This window comes from Citrobacter sp. wls827 (assembly GCF_005280875.1).
In the GTDB taxonomy this organism is placed as follows: Bacteria; Pseudomonadota; Gammaproteobacteria; order Enterobacterales; family Enterobacteriaceae; genus Citrobacter; species Citrobacter youngae.
The window spans coordinates 149,623-169,220 of sequence record NZ_SZWR01000023.1; the positions used below are offsets into that span (position 1 = coordinate 149,623).

Annotated in this window: 16 protein-coding genes and 1 pseudogene; 5 read left to right on the forward strand and 12 right to left on the reverse strand. The window is 53.5% G+C overall.

Annotation, left to right across the window (positions count from 1 at the left end; genetic code table 11):
• Window positions 1–149, reverse strand: a pseudogene (locus FDX03_RS23720) (DNA utilization protein GntX); the annotation flags it as partial.
• A 37-nt stretch (window positions 150–186) separates the two neighbouring features.
• Here FDX03_RS23720 and bioH point away from each other — a divergent pair.
• Window positions 187–966, forward strand: coding sequence for a pimeloyl-ACP methyl ester esterase BioH (gene bioH, locus FDX03_RS20155; RefSeq protein WP_137346488.1), 780 nt, complete (start codon window positions 187–189; stop codon window positions 964–966).
• Between the two features lie 96 nt (window positions 967–1,062).
• Here the strand turns inward: bioH and feoC are convergent, their stop codons facing one another.
• The 5 genes from feoC to greB form a co-directional block, all read right to left on the reverse strand.
• Complete coding sequence (feoC, locus tag FDX03_RS20160) at window positions 1,063–1,299, reverse strand: [Fe-S]-dependent transcriptional repressor FeoC (RefSeq protein ID WP_003023516.1); 237 nt, start codon at window positions 1,297–1,299, stop codon at window positions 1,063–1,065.
• Between the two features lie 11 nt (window positions 1,300–1,310).
• The gene (feoB, locus tag FDX03_RS20165) at window positions 1,311–3,629 is read right to left on the reverse strand and encodes a Fe(2+) transporter permease subunit FeoB (protein WP_061068736.1); all 2,319 of its coding nucleotides are present in this window, start codon (window positions 3,627–3,629) and stop codon (window positions 1,311–1,313) included.
• A gap of 18 nt (window positions 3,630–3,647) precedes the next feature.
• Window positions 3,648–3,875, reverse strand: coding sequence for a ferrous iron transporter A (gene feoA / locus FDX03_RS20170; RefSeq protein ID WP_003023519.1), 228 nt, complete (start codon window positions 3,873–3,875; stop codon window positions 3,648–3,650).
• A 374-nt stretch (window positions 3,876–4,249) separates the two neighbouring features.
• A complete protein-coding gene (locus tag FDX03_RS20175; RefSeq protein WP_086523482.1) occupies window positions 4,250–6,583 on the reverse strand; it encodes a Tex family protein in 2,334 nt (777 codons plus the stop codon).
• Between the two features lie 98 nt (window positions 6,584–6,681).
• A complete protein-coding gene (greB, locus tag FDX03_RS20180) occupies window positions 6,682–7,155 on the reverse strand; it encodes a transcription elongation factor GreB (RefSeq protein ID WP_003023524.1) in 474 nt (157 codons plus the stop codon).
• 225 nt (window positions 7,156–7,380) lie between these two features.
• On the opposite strand from greB, the gene ompR reads away from it, so the two are divergent.
• On the forward strand, window positions 7,381–8,100 hold the full coding sequence (ompR, locus tag FDX03_RS20185) for a two-component system response regulator OmpR (RefSeq protein WP_001157751.1): 720 nt from the start codon (window positions 7,381–7,383) through the stop codon (window positions 8,098–8,100).
• Window positions 8,097–9,449, forward strand: a complete 1,353-nt coding sequence (gene envZ, locus FDX03_RS20190; protein WP_048213556.1) for a two-component system sensor histidine kinase EnvZ — start codon at window positions 8,097–8,099, stop codon at window positions 9,447–9,449. The genes ompR and envZ overlap by 4 nt, the downstream gene beginning before the upstream one ends.
• Window positions 9,450–9,560: 111 nt before the next feature.
• Here envZ and pckA read toward each other — a convergent pair whose 3' ends face one another.
• Window positions 9,561–11,183, reverse strand: a complete 1,623-nt coding sequence (gene pckA, locus FDX03_RS20195) for a phosphoenolpyruvate carboxykinase (ATP) (RefSeq protein ID WP_137346489.1) — start codon at window positions 11,181–11,183, stop codon at window positions 9,561–9,563.
• Window positions 11,184–11,561: 378 nt separating this feature from the next.
• On the opposite strand from pckA, the gene FDX03_RS20200 reads away from it, so the two are divergent.
• Window positions 11,562–13,280, forward strand: a complete 1,719-nt coding sequence (locus FDX03_RS20200; protein WP_137346490.1) for a DUF4153 domain-containing protein — start codon at window positions 11,562–11,564, stop codon at window positions 13,278–13,280.
• Window positions 13,281–13,374: 94 nt separating this feature from the next.
• On the opposite strand, the gene hslO is transcribed toward FDX03_RS20200, so the two are convergent.
• The 4 genes from hslO to igaA all read right to left on the reverse strand — a co-directional run bounded on the left by hslO (window position 13,375) and on the right by igaA (window position 17,556).
• Window positions 13,375–14,253: an Hsp33 family molecular chaperone HslO gene (gene hslO / locus FDX03_RS20205; RefSeq protein WP_005121631.1), complete on the reverse strand. Its 879-nt coding sequence runs from the start codon at window positions 14,251–14,253 to the stop codon at window positions 13,375–13,377.
• A gap of 24 nt (window positions 14,254–14,277) precedes the next feature.
• Entirely contained in the window at window positions 14,278–14,679 is a 402-nt protein-coding gene (gene hslR / locus FDX03_RS20210) for a ribosome-associated heat shock protein Hsp15 (protein WP_048213553.1), read from the reverse strand.
• A 10-nt stretch (window positions 14,680–14,689) separates the two neighbouring features.
• Entirely contained in the window at window positions 14,690–15,358 is a 669-nt protein-coding gene (gene yrfG / locus FDX03_RS20215) for a GMP/IMP nucleotidase (protein ID WP_048213552.1), read from the reverse strand.
• A 62-nt stretch (window positions 15,359–15,420) separates the two neighbouring features.
• Complete coding sequence (igaA, locus tag FDX03_RS20220) at window positions 15,421–17,556, reverse strand: intracellular growth attenuator protein IgaA (RefSeq protein ID WP_048213551.1); 2,136 nt, start codon at window positions 17,554–17,556, stop codon at window positions 15,421–15,423.
• Between the two features lie 322 nt (window positions 17,557–17,878).
• Between igaA and nudE the strand changes: the two genes are divergently transcribed.
• Window positions 17,879–18,439 (forward strand): ADP compounds hydrolase NudE, encoded by a 561-nt coding sequence (gene nudE, locus FDX03_RS20225; RefSeq protein WP_048213799.1) that lies wholly within the window; start codon window positions 17,879–17,881, stop codon window positions 18,437–18,439.
• A 112-nt stretch (window positions 18,440–18,551) separates the two neighbouring features.
• Here the strand turns inward: nudE and FDX03_RS23725 are convergent.
• The coding region (locus FDX03_RS23725) for a penicillin-binding transpeptidase domain-containing protein (protein WP_249357131.1) at window positions 18,552–19,598 on the reverse strand (1,047 nt) is incomplete at its 5' end.

Here is a 19,598-nt window from a genome sequence, read left to right on the forward strand (position 1 = left end):
GGAATGATGGTATGAGCTGCAGGGAGTCCACATTGGGGGCATAGGTTGGCGTGTTGACGCGTTGCCCGCGTACAGACTGAGCAGATCCCCCAATGCCCTAACGTCAGCGGCATTCGGCATAGCCAGCATAATCCTGGTACTGTTAGCATAGAGACATCCTTGTTAGCTAAAAGAGAACAGTAACTGATGAATGACATCTGGTGGCAGACCCAGGGTTCGGGAAATTGCCATCTTGTGCTGCTGCACGGATGGGGACTGAATGCAGAGGTGTGGCATTGCATAAGCGAGGAACTGAGCTCGCATTTCACGCTGCATCTTGTCGACTTACCGGGATTTGGCCGCAGCCAGGGTTTCGGCGCGATGTCGCTGGAAGAGATGGCTGAGCGAGTATTAAAACAGGCACCGGAGAAAGCTATCTGGCTCGGCTGGAGTCTGGGCGGGCTGGTCGCGAGTCAGGTAGCGTTAACCCATCCTGAGCGTGTTCAGGCGCTGGTGACCGTCGCGTCTTCCCCTTGCTTTAGCGCGCGGGATGAGTGGCCGGGTATCAAGCCAGAGGTGCTGGCAGGCTTCCAGCAGCAGCTGAGCGAAGATTTCCAGCGTACAGTGGAGCGTTTTCTGGCGTTGCAAACGATGGGCACGGAAACCGCACGTCAGGATGCGCGAGCGCTGAAGAAAACGGTGTTGGCATTACCCATGCCGGACGTCGAGGTACTTAATGGCGGGCTGGAGATCCTGAAAACGGTCGATTTGCGTGAGCCGTTGTGCTCGGTGGAAATGCCTTTCCTGCGGTTGTACGGCTATCTTGACGGGCTGGTTCCGCGCAAAGTCGTCCCAATGCTCGATGCCCTCTGGCCGCAGAGCGAGTCTTTGGTGTTTGCTAAGGCGGCGCATGCACCGTTTATCTCGCATCCCGCCGAGTTCTGTGCAGCGCTGGTGGCGTTAAAACAGAAACTGAATTGCTTCTAAAGTAACGGATATCTGCATAAACGAATTATCCGGCCTGGACGTTTGCACCATTTGTAGGCCGGATAAGCGTAGCGCCATCCGGCAAAGAGCATCTGATTAGCGTAAAGCCCACCATTCGCGCAGGCAGGCTTTACCTTCCGGGCAACTTTTGCAGCTTCCGGAAAGACACCCGTCGGCATCTTCCTGAATCCGCACCGCTTTGCCCATCTTTTCTAACTGATTCAGCATGGCGTCAATCATCGGCTGCGGGGTGTGCAGCGTGTGGCTAATTTGTGTTGCCTCCATGCGCCCCCGCAAAGCCAATAAATCACGAACCTGAATAAGCGATGCCATTGTCGATAACCTTAGTGGCAATCGCCAGTGGTGCTGGAGCAGCAGGAACTTGCCGTTCTGTTGGTCGCCAGCAGTGCGAGGTCCACACGGCTACGTGCTCGACGCAGCAGGCCCAGCAACACGATGTTAAACAGGATGACCGCTAAAATGCACACCAGGCTGTAGGTCGGGTGTTCTTTGTAGCTGACCGCCTGATAAAACAGCGTTGACAGCGAATAAGCAATATTCAGCCCCCACAAAACCGAGAAGCCCATCCAGCCACGGCTGGATTCACGTGCGATAGCGCCCATCACTGAAATGCACGGCACATACAGCAGCACGAAAATCAGGTAGCTGTACGCGGCGGCGGCGCTGCCAAATTTCTCACCCATCACGCCCATTGCGCCCGTCGCCATTTCTCCGTCGCCCTTGCTGGCTTCGATAGGGTTAGCCAGTACGCTCAGGCTGAAGGTGTCTTTCAGGCTTTGCCAGGTTTCATCCACTGCGCCGAGCAGCTCGTCACCGAGGTGGAAATCTGCCGGGTTGAACTCTTCTTCCTGAATGTTTTCTGCGGTATAGAGCGTGTTCAGTGTACCAACTACCACTTCTTTCGCCATCGCGCCGGTGAACAAACCTACGGTTGCCTGCCAGTTATCTTCGTGAACGCCAATCGGTTTAAACACTGGAGTAATAACACGGCTAACGGAGGCCAGCGCAGAGTCGTTGATGTTGTCGACGATTTTTCCGCTCAGCGAGAAGCTGTTAAACGCGCTGAGGAAAATGCTGACGATGATGATGACTTTACCCGCACGCAGAACAAAGCCTTTCAGGCGCTGCCAGGTCTGAATGATCAGACTCTTGATGTGCGGCACGTGGTATACCGGCAGCTCCATCACGAACGGCGTTGCTTCACCACGCATGATGGTGTGTTTGAGCATCAGGCCGGTCAACACCGCCATCACGATACCCAGTACGTACAGCGAGAAGACCGCCAGTGCACCGTTCTGACCAAAGAACGCCGCGGCAAAGACGGCGAAAATCGCCAGACGTGCTCCGCAGGACATAAACGGCGCCATCATGATGGTCATCAGACGCTCACGCGGGGCGTCCAGCGTACGTGCGCCCATCACGGACGGTACGTTACAGCCAAAGCCGACGATCAGCGGGACAAACGATTTGCCCGGCAGTCCCAGCGCCTGCATCAGACGGTCCATCACAAATGCGGCGCGCGCCATGTAGCCGGAGTCTTCAAGGAAGGAGAGGAACAGGTACATCATGCCGATTTGCGGTACCAGCGGTAGCACGGTGTTAATCCCGCCGCCAAGGCCCTGGGCCAGGAAGATGGTTAGCCAGTCCGGGAAGTGCAGCGTGTAGCCAATCCACTGAATACCATGAATAAAGAGCGCCACGGAGCCGACGTCAAACAACGGTTGCAGCGCGCCGCCGATGTTAATGGCGAGCAGGAACATCAGGTACATCACGAACAGGAAAATCGGCAGTCCGAGGAAGCGGTTGAGAACGATTTTATCTACCGCGGTGGTGAAACGGCTCGGCTCTGCCGTCAGAGTATTGCTGACGGTATCGCAGATAGCAGCAATGCACTGATAGCGCGCATCGGCGATATGCAGCGCCGGATCGTCCATTGTCTCGCTCAGACGAGCAACGGCAGCATCCAGGTTTTGCGCGGCATCACCGGCGTAAGCGCGGCTGTAAATATCGCCTTCCAGCATCTGCAGACCCAGCCAGCGGCGCTGTTTCAGTGGCATGTCTTTGGCCATCGCGTCGGCGAGGGAGTCCGCTTCCTGCAACAGCGGCTGGGCATAATGGACCAGCTCGACGGTGTCGTTTTCTTTGTAGCGGTCGATCGCCAGTTTCAGCGCTTCAATACCACGCGCGCGGGTGGAAACCAGCGGAACCACCGGGCAGCCAAGACGTGCTGAGAGGGCGTCGATATCGATACGGATTTGCTGCTTTTCTGCGATATCCAGCATATTCAACGCGACGATGCAGGGGATGCCCAACTCAAGCAGTTGCAACGTCAGGTAGAGGTTGCGTTCAAGGTTTGACGCATCGACCACGTTGATCAACAGATCTGCGTCGCCGCTCAAAATATAGTGACAGGCAATTTGCTCATCGAGAGAGGTCTGGGATGAGATTGTCGTCAGTGAATAGGTGCCAGGTAAATCCACCAGCGTGACCTGATGGTCCGTTGTGGCGAAATGACCTTCTTTACGCTCAACGGTAACGCCAGCCCAGTTGCCTACACGCTGGCGCGCGCCGGTGAGCTGGTTGAATAAGGTTGTCTTGCCGGAATTAGGATTACCAATTAAACCAATGGTTAGTTTTTTCATTTTTATAGACTCACTGTATTAACAGGAAACCGCTTCCACTTCTAATAACGCCAGATCTTTCTTACGCAATACCAGGCTTACGCGACGCGTTTCGATATGGATAGGATCGCCGAGCGGGGCGACGCGTACCACGTTGAAGGAGGAGCCGGGCAGCATGCCAAGTGACAACAGTTTCTGACGATAAGCCGGGCTGATTTCACGGGCAAAGCCGGTAATTTTCCACGCACTGTCAGGAGTGAATTGCATAGGGACCTACTTATATCTCGCTAACTGGATGATTACCTCATGGGGCGACAGGGCGGCATGAGACCAGATGATTAGCCAACGTAAGGAAAGAGTAAATAATCAACAAAACAATGATAATGAGAATGGTTTCTATCATCAATAGAATAAATGTGACGGAATGTAGAATTGAACAATAATTTGAGCCAATTTTGATATTTCTCAACATTTATTCCGCTTTGGAATGAATGTTTCTGCAGTGTCATTATTGACTTTCTTAATGTTTAATTAAGGTTTTATTTGTTAATGAGGTGATAAATATAAGGGGCGGAGAGAAGATAATATATTAAATATGCCGGACAGGGTGTTTACACCGCCATCCGGCACATGATCCAAACTTAGCGTTTTTTACCCATTGCCGCCGCCAGCGCATCCATCATCGCGCTGTTGCCCGCAGGCTGGGCGTCACGACCACGCGGTTTCGCCGCTTTTGGCGCTGGGCGATTGCCCTGAGTGCGATCGTTATTCCCGCCGCCGCGACGCGCATTGGTTTCACCCGGCTGCTCGTCCAGGCGCATGGTCAGCGCGATACGCTTGCGTTGCAGGTCAACTTCCAGCACTTTCACCTTCACGATGTCGCCCGCTTTCACCACGGTGTGTGGATCGTCGACGAACTTATTCGACAATGAAGAGATATGCACCAGACCGTCCTGATGAACGCCGATATCCACAAACGCGCCGAAGTTGGTGACGTTGGTGACCGCCCCTTCCAGAATCATTCCTGGCAGCAGGTCGTTCATGGTTTCTACACCATCGGCAAACTGTGCGGTTTTAAATTCAGGACGCGGGTCGCGGCCCGGTTTTTCCAGCTCTTTGATGATGTCGGTGACAGTCGGTACCCCGAAACGTTCATCGGTGAAATCGGCAGCTTTCAGATTGCGCAGTTCGTCGCTGTTGCCCATCAGGTCACGCAACGATTGCTCGGTGGCGGCCAGAATGCGTTCCACGATCGGGTAGGCTTCCGGGTGAACGGTGGAGGCATCCAGCGGGTTATCGCCATGGTTGATGCGCAGGAAGCCCGCGCACTGTTCAAAGGCTTTTGGCCCCAGACGGCTGACTTTCAGCAGTTGCTGACGGTTCTGGAACTGACCGTTCTCATCGCGCCAGGCGACGATGTTTTGCGCCATCATGCGCGTCAGGCCGGCCACGCGGGTCAACAGCGGAACGGAGGCGGTATTGAGATCGACGCCGACGGCGTTTACGCAGTCTTCCACCACCGCATCCAGCTTACGCGCCAGCTGCGTCTGGCTAACGTCGTGCTGATACTGGCCCACGCCGATCGATTTCGGATCGATTTTCACCAGCTCAGCCAGCGGGTCCTGCAGACGACGGGCGATAGACACCGCGCCACGCAATGAAACGTCGAGATCCGGGAATTCCTGCGCCGCCAGCTCGGAAGCAGAGTAAACCGATGCCCCGGCTTCGCTGACGATCACTTTCTGTGCGGTGACTTTCGGGAACTGTTTCTGCACGTCGAGGAAGAAACGTTCGGTTTCACGCGACGCCGTACCGTTACCAATCGCCACCAGTTCAACGTTGTATTTTTCACACAGCGCCGCTACAGCAACGGCGGCTTTGGCGGCCTGACCGGTGTGTGGATAAATGGTGTCGGTCGCGACCAGCTTGCCGGTGCCGTCAACAACCGCCACCTTCACGCCGGTACGCAGACCGGGATCGAGGCCCATAGTGGCGCGCAGCCCCGCAGGCGCGGCCATCAGCAGATCGTGCAGGTTACGGGCGAAGACGTTAATCGCTTCATCTTCGGCACGTTCACGCACGGTGCCCATCAGCTCGGTTTCGAGGTGCATCAGCACCTTAATTCGCCATGTCCAGCTGACCACGCCTTTACGCCAACTGTCGGCAGGGGCGTTGTTCAGGCGCAGTCCCAGGTGGTTCTGGATAATCTGTTCGCCGTGGCTCTCTTTTGGCGGCTCATCGAATTGCGGATCGGCATTCAGCGAAAGCTGAAGCACGCCTTCGTTACGGCCACGGAACATGGCCAGCGCCCGGTGAGACGGCACGGTAGAGATCGGTTCGTGGTGATCGAAGTAGTCGCGGAACTTCGCGCCTTCCTCTTCTTTACCGCTTACCACGGTGGAGACCAGGTGGGCGTTTTTCCACAGGTAATCACGCACTTTCGCCAGCAGGGCGGCGTCTTCTGCGAAGCGTTCCATCAGAATGTAGCGTGCGCCGTCGAGTGCGGCTTTGGTATCCGCCACGCCGTTCTCGGCGTTGAGGTATTTAGCGGCTTCCGTTTCCGGGTCGTGAGACGGCTCGTTCCACAGCAGGTCTGCCAGCGGCTCAAGGCCTGCTTCAATGGCGATCTGCCCACGGGTACGGCGTTTAGGTTTGTACGGCAGATAGAGATCTTCGAGTTCGGTCTTACTTAACGTGCCGTTGATCGCTTTCGCCAGATCGTCGGTCAGTTTGCCTTGCTCGCCGATAGATTTCAGGATTGCCTGACGGCGGTCTTCCAGTTCACGCAGATATCCCAGACGGGTTTCCAGATTACGCAGTTGCGTATCGTCCAGACCGCCGGTGATTTCCTTACGATAACGTGCGATAAACGGCACGGTGTTCCCTTCGTCAAGCAAGCGAACGGCAGCTTCTACCTGTTCAGCACGAGCCTGAATTTCACCTGCGATAATGCGGCAGAAAGAATCATTCATCATGGATAGCTTCGTCTATAGGATAAAAAATCAGGGGATAGTTATACGGATTGACTGGCAAAAATGCCAGTCATCTACGGGGGCTTCGGATTGTTCCGGTCTCATTTAACGTATTCAATCTCATTTACGTACCAGCTGGCTTCCCCGCCAGGGGTGTTCACCACCGCGAGATCGCCGACCTCTTTTTTCAGCAGCGCCCGCGCCATCGGCGAATCGATAGAGATGTAATCTTTACGGCCGAAGATCTCATCGTAGCCGACAATGCGGAATTTGCGGATGTCGCCATCGTCATTTTCAATCTCAACCCATGCGCCAAAGAAGACTTTGCCTTCCTGCTGCGGGGAGTAATCGACAATTTTCAGATTCTCCATGCACTTGGTCAAATATCGGACGCGACGGTCAATCTCGCGCAGGCGCTTTTTATTATACTGGTAGTCAGCATTTTCGCTGCGGTCACCCAGACTTGCGGCCCAGGTAACTTTTTTGGTGACTTCCGGGCGCTCTTCACGCCAGAGATAATTGAGCTCTTGTTTGAGTTTTTCATACCCTTCACGGGTTATCAGGGGCGTTTTCATCTTATTGTTTTACCTTCGACTCTGTGATGATGCGCACAATTAGTATTACGCGAGCATATCAACAGAATAAATAATGTATTGCGAGAAACATTGTATACTTAAGCTGCTGTTTAATATGCTTTGTAACAATTTAGCCTGGAATTCATACCAGAATTCGCTGGTGACTCACGCTAGCTTTCTTAAGAATATACACTTAATTGTTGCGAACCTTTGGGAGTAATAACAATGCAAGAGAACTATAAGATTCTGGTGGTCGATGACGACATGCGCTTGCGTGCGCTTCTGGAACGTTATTTGACCGAGCAGGGCTTCCAGGTTCGAAGCGTCGCAAACGCTGAGCAGATGGATCGTCTGCTGACCCGTGAGTCTTTCCACCTGATGGTGCTGGATTTAATGCTGCCGGGAGAAGATGGCCTGTCTATTTGCCGTCGCCTGCGCAGCCAAAGCAACCCGATGCCGATCATTATGGTCACGGCGAAGGGCGAAGAAGTGGACCGTATTGTTGGACTGGAAATCGGTGCTGACGATTACATCCCGAAACCGTTTAACCCGCGTGAACTGCTGGCGCGTATCCGCGCTGTACTGCGTCGTCAGGCAAACGAACTGCCGGGCGCGCCTTCCCAGGAAGAAGCGGTCATTGCGTTTGGTAAGTTCAAACTGAACCTCGGTACGCGTGAAATGTTCCGCGAAGATGAGCCTATGCCGCTCACCAGCGGTGAATTTGCGGTGCTGAAAGCGTTGGTAAGCCACCCACGTGAACCGCTGTCCCGCGACAAGTTGATGAACCTGGCACGTGGTCGTGAATATTCGGCGATGGAGCGGTCCATCGACGTGCAGATTTCTCGTCTGCGTCGTATGGTGGAAGAAGACCCGGCGCACCCTCGTTATATTCAGACCGTATGGGGTCTGGGCTACGTCTTTGTTCCGGACGGTTCTAAAGCATGAGGCGAATGCGCTTCTCGCCACGAAGTTCGTTTGCTCGCACGTTATTGCTTATCGTCACCTTGCTGTTTGCAAGCCTGGTGACGACCTACCTTGTGGTGCTGAACTTCGCGATTCTGCCGAGCCTCCAGCAGTTTAATAAGGTCCTGGCCTACGAAGTCCGTATGCTGATGACTGATAAACTGCAACTGGAGGACGGTACGCAACTGGTAGTGCCACCTGCATTTCGTCGGGAAATTTACCGTGAGCTCGGTATTTCCCTCTATTCCAACGAGGCCGCTGAAGAAGCCGGTCTACGTTGGGCGCAACACTATGAATTCTTAAGCCACCAGATGGCGCAGCAGCTGGGCGGCCCGACGGAAGTCCGCGTTGAGGTGAACAAGAGCTCGCCGGTCGTGTGGCTGAAAACCTGGCTGTCGCCCAACATCTGGGTACGCGTGCCGCTTACGGAAATCCATCAGGGTGATTTCTCACCGCTGTTCCGCTATACGCTGGCGATTATGCTGCTGGCTATCGGTGGCGCGTGGCTGTTTATCCGTATTCAGAACCGACCGTTGGTGGATCTTGAACATGCGGCGTTACAGGTGGGGAAAGGCATTATTCCGCCGCCGCTGCGCGAGTACGGCGCCTCTGAGGTGCGCTCTGTTACCCGAGCCTTCAACCATATGGCCGCCGGCGTAAAACAGCTGGCCGATGACCGTACGCTGTTAATGGCGGGCGTGAGCCATGATTTACGCACCCCGCTGACGCGTATCCGTCTGGCGACGGAAATGATGGGCGAAGAAGACGGATACCTCGCGGAGTCCATCAATAAGGACATTGAAGAGTGTAATGCCATTATCGAACAGTTCATCGATTATCTGCGGACGGGTCAGGAGATGCCGATGGAGATGGCCGATCTGAACTCGGTATTAGGTGAAGTGATCGCGGCAGAAAGTGGTTACGAGCGTGAAATTGATACTGCATTACGCCCAGGCGTCATTCAGGTGAAGATGCACCCACTGTCTATCAAGCGCGCGGTTGCTAATATGGTGGTTAACGCCGCTCGCTACGGTAATGGCTGGATTAAGGTCAGTAGCGGTATGGAAGCGCATCGCGCCTGGTTCCAGGTCGAAGATGACGGGCCGGGTATCAAACCGGAACAGCGTCAACACCTGTTCCAGCCGTTTGTGCGCGGTGACAGCGCGCGTAGCACCAGCGGCACGGGTCTGGGACTGGCGATTGTACAGCGTATTATTGATAACCATAACGGTATGCTGGAAATTGGCACCAGTGAGCGAGGCGGGCTGTCGATACGCGCCTGGCTTCCGGTTCCATTCACGCGCACGCAGGGGACAACGAAAGACGCGTAGAAAAAAGGGAGGCTAAATGCCTCCCTTTTTATTTCGCTAACCGACTGATGTCGCTGCGCTTATCAGTTGCAGTAGGCCGGATAAGGCAAAGCCGCCATCCGGCACTTTTCGTTACAGCTTCGGTCCGGCGCTAACCAGCGCTTCGCCCGCAGGGGTGTCGGTGTACTTCTCGAAGTTCTCGATAAACAGTTTCGCCAGTGCGTTGGCTTTTTCTTGCCACTGCTCCGGGGATGCGTAGGTATTACGCGGATCGAGAATACGCGTATCCACACCCGGCAGCTCGGTTGGAATTGCCAGGTCAAACATCGGCAGACGGAACGTTTCCGCGTTATCCAGAGATCCGTTCAGGATGGCGTCGATAATCGCACGGGTATCTTTGATTGAGATACGCTTGCCGGTGCCGTTCCAGCCGGTATTCACCAGATAAGCCTGTGCACCAGCCGCCTGCATGCGTTTCACCAGTACTTCTGCGTACTGCGTTGGGTGCAGCGACAGGAATGCCGCGCCGAAACAGGCAGAGAAGGTTGGCGTAGGCTCAGTGACGCCACGCTCGGTGCCAGCCAGTTTGGCGGTAAAGCCAGACAGGAAGTGGTACTGGGTTTGGTCCGCCGTCAGGCGAGAAACCGGTGGCAGTACGCCAAATGCGTCGGCGGTCAGGAAGATGACTTTGGTTGCATGACCCGCTTTTGACACCGGCTTAACGATATTGTCGATGTGATAAATCGGGTAGGACACGCGGGTGTTCTCGGTTTTGGAACCATCATCGAAGTCGATAGAACCATCTTCGCGCACGGTGACGTTTTCCAGCAGGGCATCACGGCGGATTGCGTTGTAGATTTCCGGCTCAGCATCTTTAGACAGTTTGATGGTCTTCGCGTAGCAACCGCCTTCGAAGTTAAATACGCCGTCGTCATCCCAGCCGTGTTCGTCATCGCCAATCAGGCGGCGTTTCGGATCGGTGGACAGCGTGGTTTTACCGGTACCGGACAGGCCAAAGAAGACCGCCACATCCCCTCTTTCACCGACGTTTGCCGAGCAGTGCATGGATGCAATACCTTTCAGCGGCAGCAGGTAGTTCATGACGGAGAACATACCTTTCTTCATCTCGCCGCCGTACCAGGTGCCGCCAATTAACTGAATGCGTTCAGTCAGGTTAAACGCCACGAAGTTTTCGGAGTTCAGACCTTGTTCTTTCCACTGTGGGTTAGTGCATTTTGCACCGTTCATCACGATGAAATCAGGTTTGAAATCAACCAGTTCTTCGTCGCTCGGGCGGATGAACATATTTTTGACAAAATGTGCCTGCCAGGCGACTTCGGTAATGAAGCGCACGGAAAGACGGGTATCCGCATTAGCACCGCAGAAAGCATCAATGATAAACAGACGTTTGCCGGAGAGTTGATGGGTGACTAACCCTTTCAAATGCTGCCAGGTTTCCTGGGAAAGCGGTTTGTTGTCGTTCTTACCTTTACCTTTGTCGGACCACCAGAGTGTATCTCGTGTGGTGTCGTCACGGACAATGTACTTATCCTTTGGCGAACGTCCGGTAAAGATACCGGTATCAACTGCAACGGCGCCCAGATTCGTTAACACGCCACGCTCATAACCTTCCAGGTTTGGATCAAGTTCTTCCTGATAAAGCGTGTCGTAGTCTGGATTGTAAACGATATCCTGAACGTCATTGATACCATAAGCCTTGAGATCTTGCGGGGTTAAACTGTTGTTCACACGCATTTCACTGCTCCTTAGCCAATATGTATTACCTGGAATAGTAAGGTTTTTTAGGGATTGCTAACCGCGACAAGGCTCATAGATTTACGCATCCGGTGATTCCACGAATAACCGAATACGCTGCGACTCCTGTCACAAAGAGGCGGATATTATGGCAGGAAACCCTTTTTTGTTGTGGAAAATGTTCTTAAAACGTTAATAGAGAGTGTTTTTGGCGGGAATCTTGTGAGTGTAATCGCATTCATGTAAGAAAAAAACGTAACTCAAACATAAACAATATCGATTCACCTCGCGCAGTTGGGCTCCGAAATGGACCGACAAATACTCATATTTGTGAAGTTGATGCGATAATTAGATTTTCTCTTCTTTCTGGAAAACGACATGGACAGTGTTGAGCTTTCACCAACGACCCGCTGGGGCATGATCTTTATCGGACTGCTACAAGGGTGTGTGTGCTACCTGCTGATGGCGTATCTTGCGCCGCAGAACAGTGACTGGCTGTTCTACGGGATGCCCGTAACGATTGCGCTCTCCTCTGCGCTTTTGCTGACTGTCGTCTCATTTAAGCAACGTGCTCTATGGTGCTGGATGGCGTTGATCTGTGTGGTTGTGCTGGCGATGAGTGTGTGGCTGAAATGGAGTGTGGCAGACAGTGACAGATGGCGGCAGGATGACATTTTTTTTGCCTACGGCTGGCGCTTACTGTTGATGGCGATGCTGGCTTTGCCGTGGATTCAATATCAACTTCACGCCCGTCGTGAACAGGCTCGCTATCCGCAGTTTTATACCTACCTGTGGCTTAACTCGCTGACGCTGCTGATCGCTTTTGTGGCCAACGGCCTGTTCTGGCTGGTGCTCCTGCTGTGGAGTGAAATGTTTCAACTGGTCGGAATCACCTTCTTCAACACGCTTTTCTTTGAGACTGACTGGTTTGTTTATTTGGCTTTAGGTCTGATCACCGCACTGGCAGTAGTGCTGGCACGTACGCAGTCGCGTCTGGTTGCTGCGGTGCAAAAGTTGCTGACGTTCCTTGCCACAGGTTTACTTCCGCTGGTTGCACTGTTAGCGCTGATGTTTATGCTGACCCTGCCTTTTAGCGGACTGGACGCTATCTCACAGCGCGTGTCAGCGGCTGGCCTGATGTCCACGTTGACGCTGATCTTCCTGTTGCTGATGGCCATTGTGCGCGAGCCGCACAAAGAGGCGTTACCTTATCCTGGCGCATTACGTTACTTGATTAACGCTTCACTGGTTGTTGCTCCTCTCTATATGCTGATTGCCGGTTGGGCAATGTGGCTGAGAATTCATCAGTATGGCTGGACGCCTGAGCGTTTGTATGGCGCATTGGTGGTCTTTGTATTACTGGTGTGGTCCCTCGGCTATCTGGTCAGTATTTTGCGCGCTGGAGGCAACCCGCTCGATATTCAGGGAAAGGTCATTCTTGGCGTTTCGCTCCTGACATTGGGCCTGTTGATTCTGCTGACGTCGCCGGTCATTGATGTTTGGCGTATTAGCGTCAACAGCCATATGGGGCGCTACTACAGCGGGAAAATTACGGCTGACCAGGTCAGTCTGTATATGCTGGATCACAGCGGAAAACCCGGTCGCGCCGCACTGGAAGCATTGCAAAAAGACGATGCATTCAACAAAGACAGCAAGCGCAGGCGTGATTTAAATGCCATCCTGCGGGGGCATCGCGATCCGGTAAATGAGCTGACAGCAACGCAGTTAGCGCCGAAGGTGATGATTGCACCGGGAAGCAAGAAGCCCGATGACGCGTTTTGGACGTTTTTAAAGGGGCAGCGCTACCGGATCGCCTCCTGTATTGAGCAGGATGCGTGTGTGTTGGTGGATCAGGATCTCAACGCGGATGGGCAGCCCGAGCAAGTATTGTATGCTTTTGGCGATGGGGAGAGCCTGGTCTTTGGCGTTAAGGAAAACAAATGGGTGTTGATCGCGACAGCCCGGCTACCGGAGGGATTCAATAAGGATCAACTGCTGCAGGCGCTGGCGAATCATCAACTGGATTCGGCTTCAAGAGTCTGGCGGGATATCACCATTAATGGCAAACGACTGCCGATGACTTATTACAATGAGTGAATCTGTTGCCGGATGGCGGCGCGAGCGCCTCATCCGGCCGACAAAAGTTTTACCGTAGGCCCGATAAGCGTTGCGCCACCGGGCAAAACGGGGATTAATGCACCTGTGGATCGGCAGGGGAGGCGTTGCTGCGGATCTCTGCAATATCCATGGCGTTAAACAGATAGTGGCTACCGCAATAATCGCAGTGCATATCGATTTCACCTTCTTCTGCCAGAATGCTGTCAACTTCTTCATCCGGCAGCGTTTTCAGAGCACCCGCGCAGCGTTCGCGTGAACAGGTGCATTTGAACTCAACATCCTGAGGATCGTAGAGGGTGACTTCTTCTTCGTGGTACAAACGCCACAGAACTTCGTTGGCTGGCAGCGTCAGCAACTCTTCGGCTTTGATGGTTTCTGTCAGTGCGGCAAGGTGATCGAAATCATCTGCCTGTGCGTTTTGCGCTGGCATGACCTGCAACAGCATACCGCCAGCAGCAGGTTTACCGTCGACGTCGCCAGTGCGGATAAACAGACGCGTCGGCAGCTGTTCTGAACGCATGAAGTAATCTTCCAGGCAGGCCGCCAGCGTGTCACCTTCCAGACCGACCACGCCCTGATAGCGTTCGCCTTCTTCCGGTGTAATAGTGATCACCAGATAGCCGTTGCCAACCAGTGTTTTCAGATCGGCATCTTCAGGGATATCGCCTTGTATACGAGCCACGCCGCGCATCTGCTGGTTGTTGTTGCCGTTAATGACCGCCAGGCTCAACGGACCGTCGCCCTGCAGTTGTACGGTGATATCACCGGCAAACTTCAGCGTCGCGGTCAGCAGGCTGGTGGCAACCAGCAGCTCCGCCAGCACGGTTTTGACCGGCTGTGGGTAAGTATGATTTTCGAGGATCTGTTGCAGGGTTTGCGAAACGGTTACCAGTTCGCCGCGCACGGCAAAGTTTTCAAACAGATAACGATGTAATTGGTCATGTTGCGGCATAATCATCTCTCTTGCAGGTGACAGTCACTCGCTGTCGCCATGTTTAAATCGTAACAGGTCGCGGCGCTCTTTTTTGTCCGGTCGCCTGTCCGGGTGCGGCATGGTTAACGCGTTAAGTTTACGCGCCAGCGCCATTTTTTCGCGTTTTTCCACGCTTTCTGCGGTTTCTTCATACAGCATAACGGCTTCAGTTGCCGGGCGGCGCTGCTCGCTAATGGCTTTAATAATGACCGTTCGTTCGTCATTTCCCTGGCGCAGGGTGAGGGTGGCATTTAGCTCGACAATCTTACTCGGCTTGCTGCGCTGCCCGTTGTAATGCACCTTACCGCCTTCAACCATTTCGCGGGCGACTGCGCGCGTTTTATAAAAGCGTGCTGCCCACAGCCATTTATCCAGCCTGACTTCGACAGGGGGCTTCTCTTTCATGGCGTCTCCTTCACATCAGTGAGGGGATCAGTCGGCGGTAGTCATTCAGTGACGGATGGCGTGCGTACTGTTTTTCCGCTGTACCTGAGTCGGGATTGGTTACGCCGAGGCAGTAACGAATGCCGAATTGAGCAGCGGCGTCGAGAATTGGTTCGCTGTCGTCAATAAACAACGTCTTCTCTGCACTCATTCCCGTTTCTTCAGCGACAGCGTGCCATAACCGCTGATCCTCTTTGGGATAACCAAATGTGTGGGTGGAAAGTAATAAATCAAGGTGTGAGGCCAGACCGGTATGCTGAAGCTTCACCGCCAGGTTATGCGGATGCGCATTGGTGAGCAAAATACGACGTTTGCCGCTCGCTTTTAGGGCATCAAGGAACGGTACCGTATCTTCACGCAGTACGGCGCGTGGTCCCTGTGCGGTTGTCATGGCGCATATATCCAGACCCAGACGTTCGCTCCAGTAATCCAGGCAGTACCAGTTTAGCGTATGCTGTACGGCATGATACTGCTGACGAATAAATTCCTGGGCTTCCTGGGGAGAGATACCCTGCTGCGCGCCGTAGGTTTCCGGCACCAGTTTTTGCCAGAAATAGTTATCGAATGCCAGATCGAGCAGCGTACCGTCCATATCCAGCAGAACGGTGTCGACGTCCTGCCAGGCAATATCTATGTGCATGGAAACTCCCCAGAGGAAAATAAGATGCGCGACAGGGTAGCATATTCCGTCGCGCGGGCGTGTTATCGAATCAGGCTTTCTGGGTCTTCAAGCAGCGTTGGATTCAGGCAACTCTCGTAATATTCCTGAATTTCCGCGATGCGCGAACGATGACGCTGGTAGCGTCTGAATGCCTGAACGCTGTTGTAGATAGCGCATCCCAGCATGGAGAGCATCAGCAGCGTGGTGCCAAGGTAACGCCATAAACCTGAACGATCCGGGATCCGGTGCAGGCCAATGTGCTGGGTACCGTTGGCGTCGGTCGAGATGTTGGTGACAATCCCTTCAGCGCGAAATGGCGTTTGCATCAGCATCTGGGCAAGGCGCTGGAAAGCGTTCCATTGCTCTTGTGGCGGATAGTCGTACAACGAGGTCGCCGGCCAGGGCTGATCAACCAGGTCGCTGCCTTCGTCACTGATAATCAGGAAACCACCGGGGGCAGGGCTATTCAGTGCCTGAGCCGCCCGGGCGGTCTCGCGTGAAATGAACGGTGCCGTAGAAGTATTCACCAGGTTATCCAGTGATTCGGCGCTTACCGGGCGCAACAGCACATTCACACCATCCAGTTTCCCGGCGTTTGCTCGCTTAACCAGAGCGTTCCAGTCCTTACTGTTACCCAGGTTAACCAGGGCATTTTTCAGGCGTACGCATTCATCTTCGGCGGCACACAAATCGGCGGTTTTCAGGACAATATCGCCAAAATCATCCAGCAATACCATGCCGGACTTCTGAATGGCTGAGCGTAATGATGAGCTGACGCGAGAGTCATCGTCGGGTTTGGGATGCAGTTGGCGGCTAACGCTTTGGGTCAGTGCGGTCGCCTTATTGACCAGGTCGGACTCAGGCAGCGGCAGGGCGCGCGCGTCATTCCAGATAATCTGCGAACAATCAAATGGCATAAAAGGTGTCGCGGGTTGTGCGTTCCAGCTCCCCTGAGTGTGGATGTTACACATCCCCGTGCCACTCAGATGCAGCGTGTCGCCCACGCGAACGCCTGCCTTTTCCAGTTGCTTAACGCTGGTGGCCTCAACAGTTTGCGCCCCTTTCATCCAGGAAAGCGTAAGTTTAATTGGCATATCCAACGGGACCCAAAACAGCAGCATTAGCAATACCAGCAACGAACCGCCGGCAATGACGGCGCTGCGTAGCCAGTGTTGCAACGGGAAGTTTTTCACCTCGTCATGCAAAGATAAAAAACGCCCCTGGCGGACAACATGGCGATCCAGATAGATATCAATATCCGTTTGCTGGCCAAGGTCCTGTGCAATGTAAGGTTGCCAGTGTGGTGGATAAATCAGGTCAATAATACCCAGGGAGATATTATTAATTTGCTCCTGATCGTTTTCACCAAACAGCCCCCAGCGACGTGGAGTGCCACGCAGACAGTGGATTTCTCGTAGAGCCGTTTTAGACGGTGGTGCAAACAGGCCCCACAGACCCGCAGCCAGCAGCAACACCGCGCCACCGGCGGTCCACGGTACGAACGTGTCTGGCATGATTAAACAGAAAAAGAACAGCAGGAATGAGGCAGCAATCAGTAACGCTTCGCGCAATCCCGACGGGCGGCTGAGAGCATATTCTTCATGCGTTTCCTGACGAATATTCAGCAGTTCAATCTGCTCGCTTTCTTCACCACGAATAGATGCCTGAGTAGACGCGGTGTGCTGTAGGGCGTAGCCGCGCGCTTCCTGCATATACTCTTTCAACGTATGACCGTTCAACGAGATAACCAGCGGCAGCGTATTGGTGTGGATCAGCTCAACGCTGTTTTCGTCATTGATGTATTGTTCCCAGAAGGGAGGCAAATGCACTTCGACGGAGTCGAGATAATAGCGCCATTTATTCGGATCGTCGGTGGTGATGCCATAGCGCGTAATTGAATGCGTCAGTACGATGACGCTATTACTTTGGGCATTCAGGGTTAACGATACCGGTGCCGAACTGGCACCTGTGGGGCCAGGTACCTGCTGAATTTGACTGAGGTTTTCGAGATAGTTTTCGACCGCGCCACGTTCTTCGGGTGTTAGTTTACGCTTAGAGGCGTCAGAGAAGACGTTGCTCAACGGTAATTTTTGTTGTCTGAATTTTGATCTGAATCGCCACCCTGCAAGCAATGAGCAGGCCAGCAAAGCAGCTAAAAAAATCAGAATGGTGCTCATGCTTTCCCCATCTTACTTAGTCTGTCAGGCGTGGTCAGTCGCACCCTGTTCAATATTCGTGATTCTGTGGTTGGCTATCGGCAAGTGTGGAGTTGAACTTGAGCATCTTTAAGTACAGCCCAATAAATGCGAATAATAGCAAAATCACCAAAAACGGAATATCAGCAAATTCCTGGAGTTATTTCAACCTATTGACTTTTAATTTGAAATAGGGATTAACTTTTAGTACGTTACATAAATGTAAATAAACGGCAATTCACATTGCCGAAACCGTGCTGTATATCGCACAATAACCCCAGATTTCACAGCAAAGATCCTCATGATGAGCAAATCATTACAAAAGCCCACGATTTTGAAAGTGGAAACCGTCGCACAATCCCGGCTATTTAAAGTCGAAAGCGTGGACCTTGAGTTCAGCAACGGCGTACGTCGTGTTTATGAGCGTATGCGCCCATCCACGCGCGAAGCGGTAATGATTGTGCCGATTGTGGATGACCACCTGATCCTCATTCGCGAATATGCGGTCGGAACCGAATCTTACGAGCTTGGTTTTTCCAAAGGGTTAATCGATCCGGGTGAAAGCGTGTTTGAAGCGGCTAACCGGGAACTGAAAGAAGAAGTGGGATACGGTGCGAAGGACCTGACGTTTTTGAAAAAACTCAGCATGGCGCCTTCCTATTTCTCCAGCAAGATGAATATTGTGGTCGCTGAGGATCTTTATCCTGAGTCGCTGGAAGGTGATGAGCCCGAGCCATTGCCACAGGTGCGCTGGCCGCTGGCGCATTTGATGGATCTGTTAGAAGACCCTGACTTCCACGAAGCGCGTAATGTCAGTGCGCTGTTCCTGGTACGCGAATGGCTGAAAGGGCAGGGGCGGTTTTAATCGACATTGCCGGATGGTGGATGTCGCCTTATCCGGCCTACAAAATCCAGCAATATCAAACAATTGTGCCGAAAATGTAGGCCGGATAAGCGAAGCGTCATCCGGCAAAAGATTAGAACAACTCGTGCGTCTCACCATTATCAATAATGGTTGTCCCCACCTCATGTACCGCCTGTTGCGTTGGCTGAGTACCTTCAATGAAATACTCTGCACGGCTGTTACCGCCGTTTGCCAGTTGGCCGGTGCTACGATCGATATTGACGGTAACGATACCCGGTGGTGGTGTCAGCGGCTGCTCAGGGACACCTTCTAATACACTCTTCATGTAGGCATCCCATGCAGGCTGCGCACTCTTGGCACCGCCTTCGTAGCCGGAGATTTGGTCTTTGATCGCGCCGGATGCCGTCGTATGTCCGAGATCGCGGCGATGATCATCAAAGCCGATCCATACCGAGGTCACCACCCCTGGGCCGTAGCCGGAGAACCATGCTTCTTTCGAGCTGTTGGTTGTCCCGGTTTTCCCGCCGATGTCATGGCGCTGTAAATCGCGTCCTGCACGCCAGCCGGTTCCCATCCAGCCTGGTTCACCAAAGATATTGGTGTTCAACGCGCTCTTGATCAGGAAGGCCAGCGGCGTGTTGATGACGTGCGGTGCGTATTCTTGCGTGCCGCTTTGTGCGACCAGCGCCTGGTTAGCTTGCTCAAGCTGTGGCATTGGCACGGCGGCGTTTTGTTGTTCCTGAGATACCGCAACATCTTCAACGTTACTGTTTTCCAGCACGTTAGACTTCTGCGTATCGCCGTAAATTACCGGGATATCACATTCCGGGCAGGCAATTTTTGGCTTCGCCTCAAAGATAACGCCACCCATATCGCTTTCAATCTTACTGATGAAATACGGGTCGACCAGGAACCCGCCGTTTGCCATTACCGCGTAACCGCGAGCAACCTGCAGCGGAGTGAACGAGGCTGAGCCCAGCGCCAGTGATTCAGTATGCACAATATTCTGTGCCGGAAAGCCGAAACGCTGCAGATACTCTGCCGCATAATCCACACCCATTGCGCGCATGGCACGAACCATCACCACGTTTTTCGACTGGCCGAGCCCCTGACGTAAGCGGATAGGACCGGCGTACTGTGGCGGTGAATTCTTCGGCTG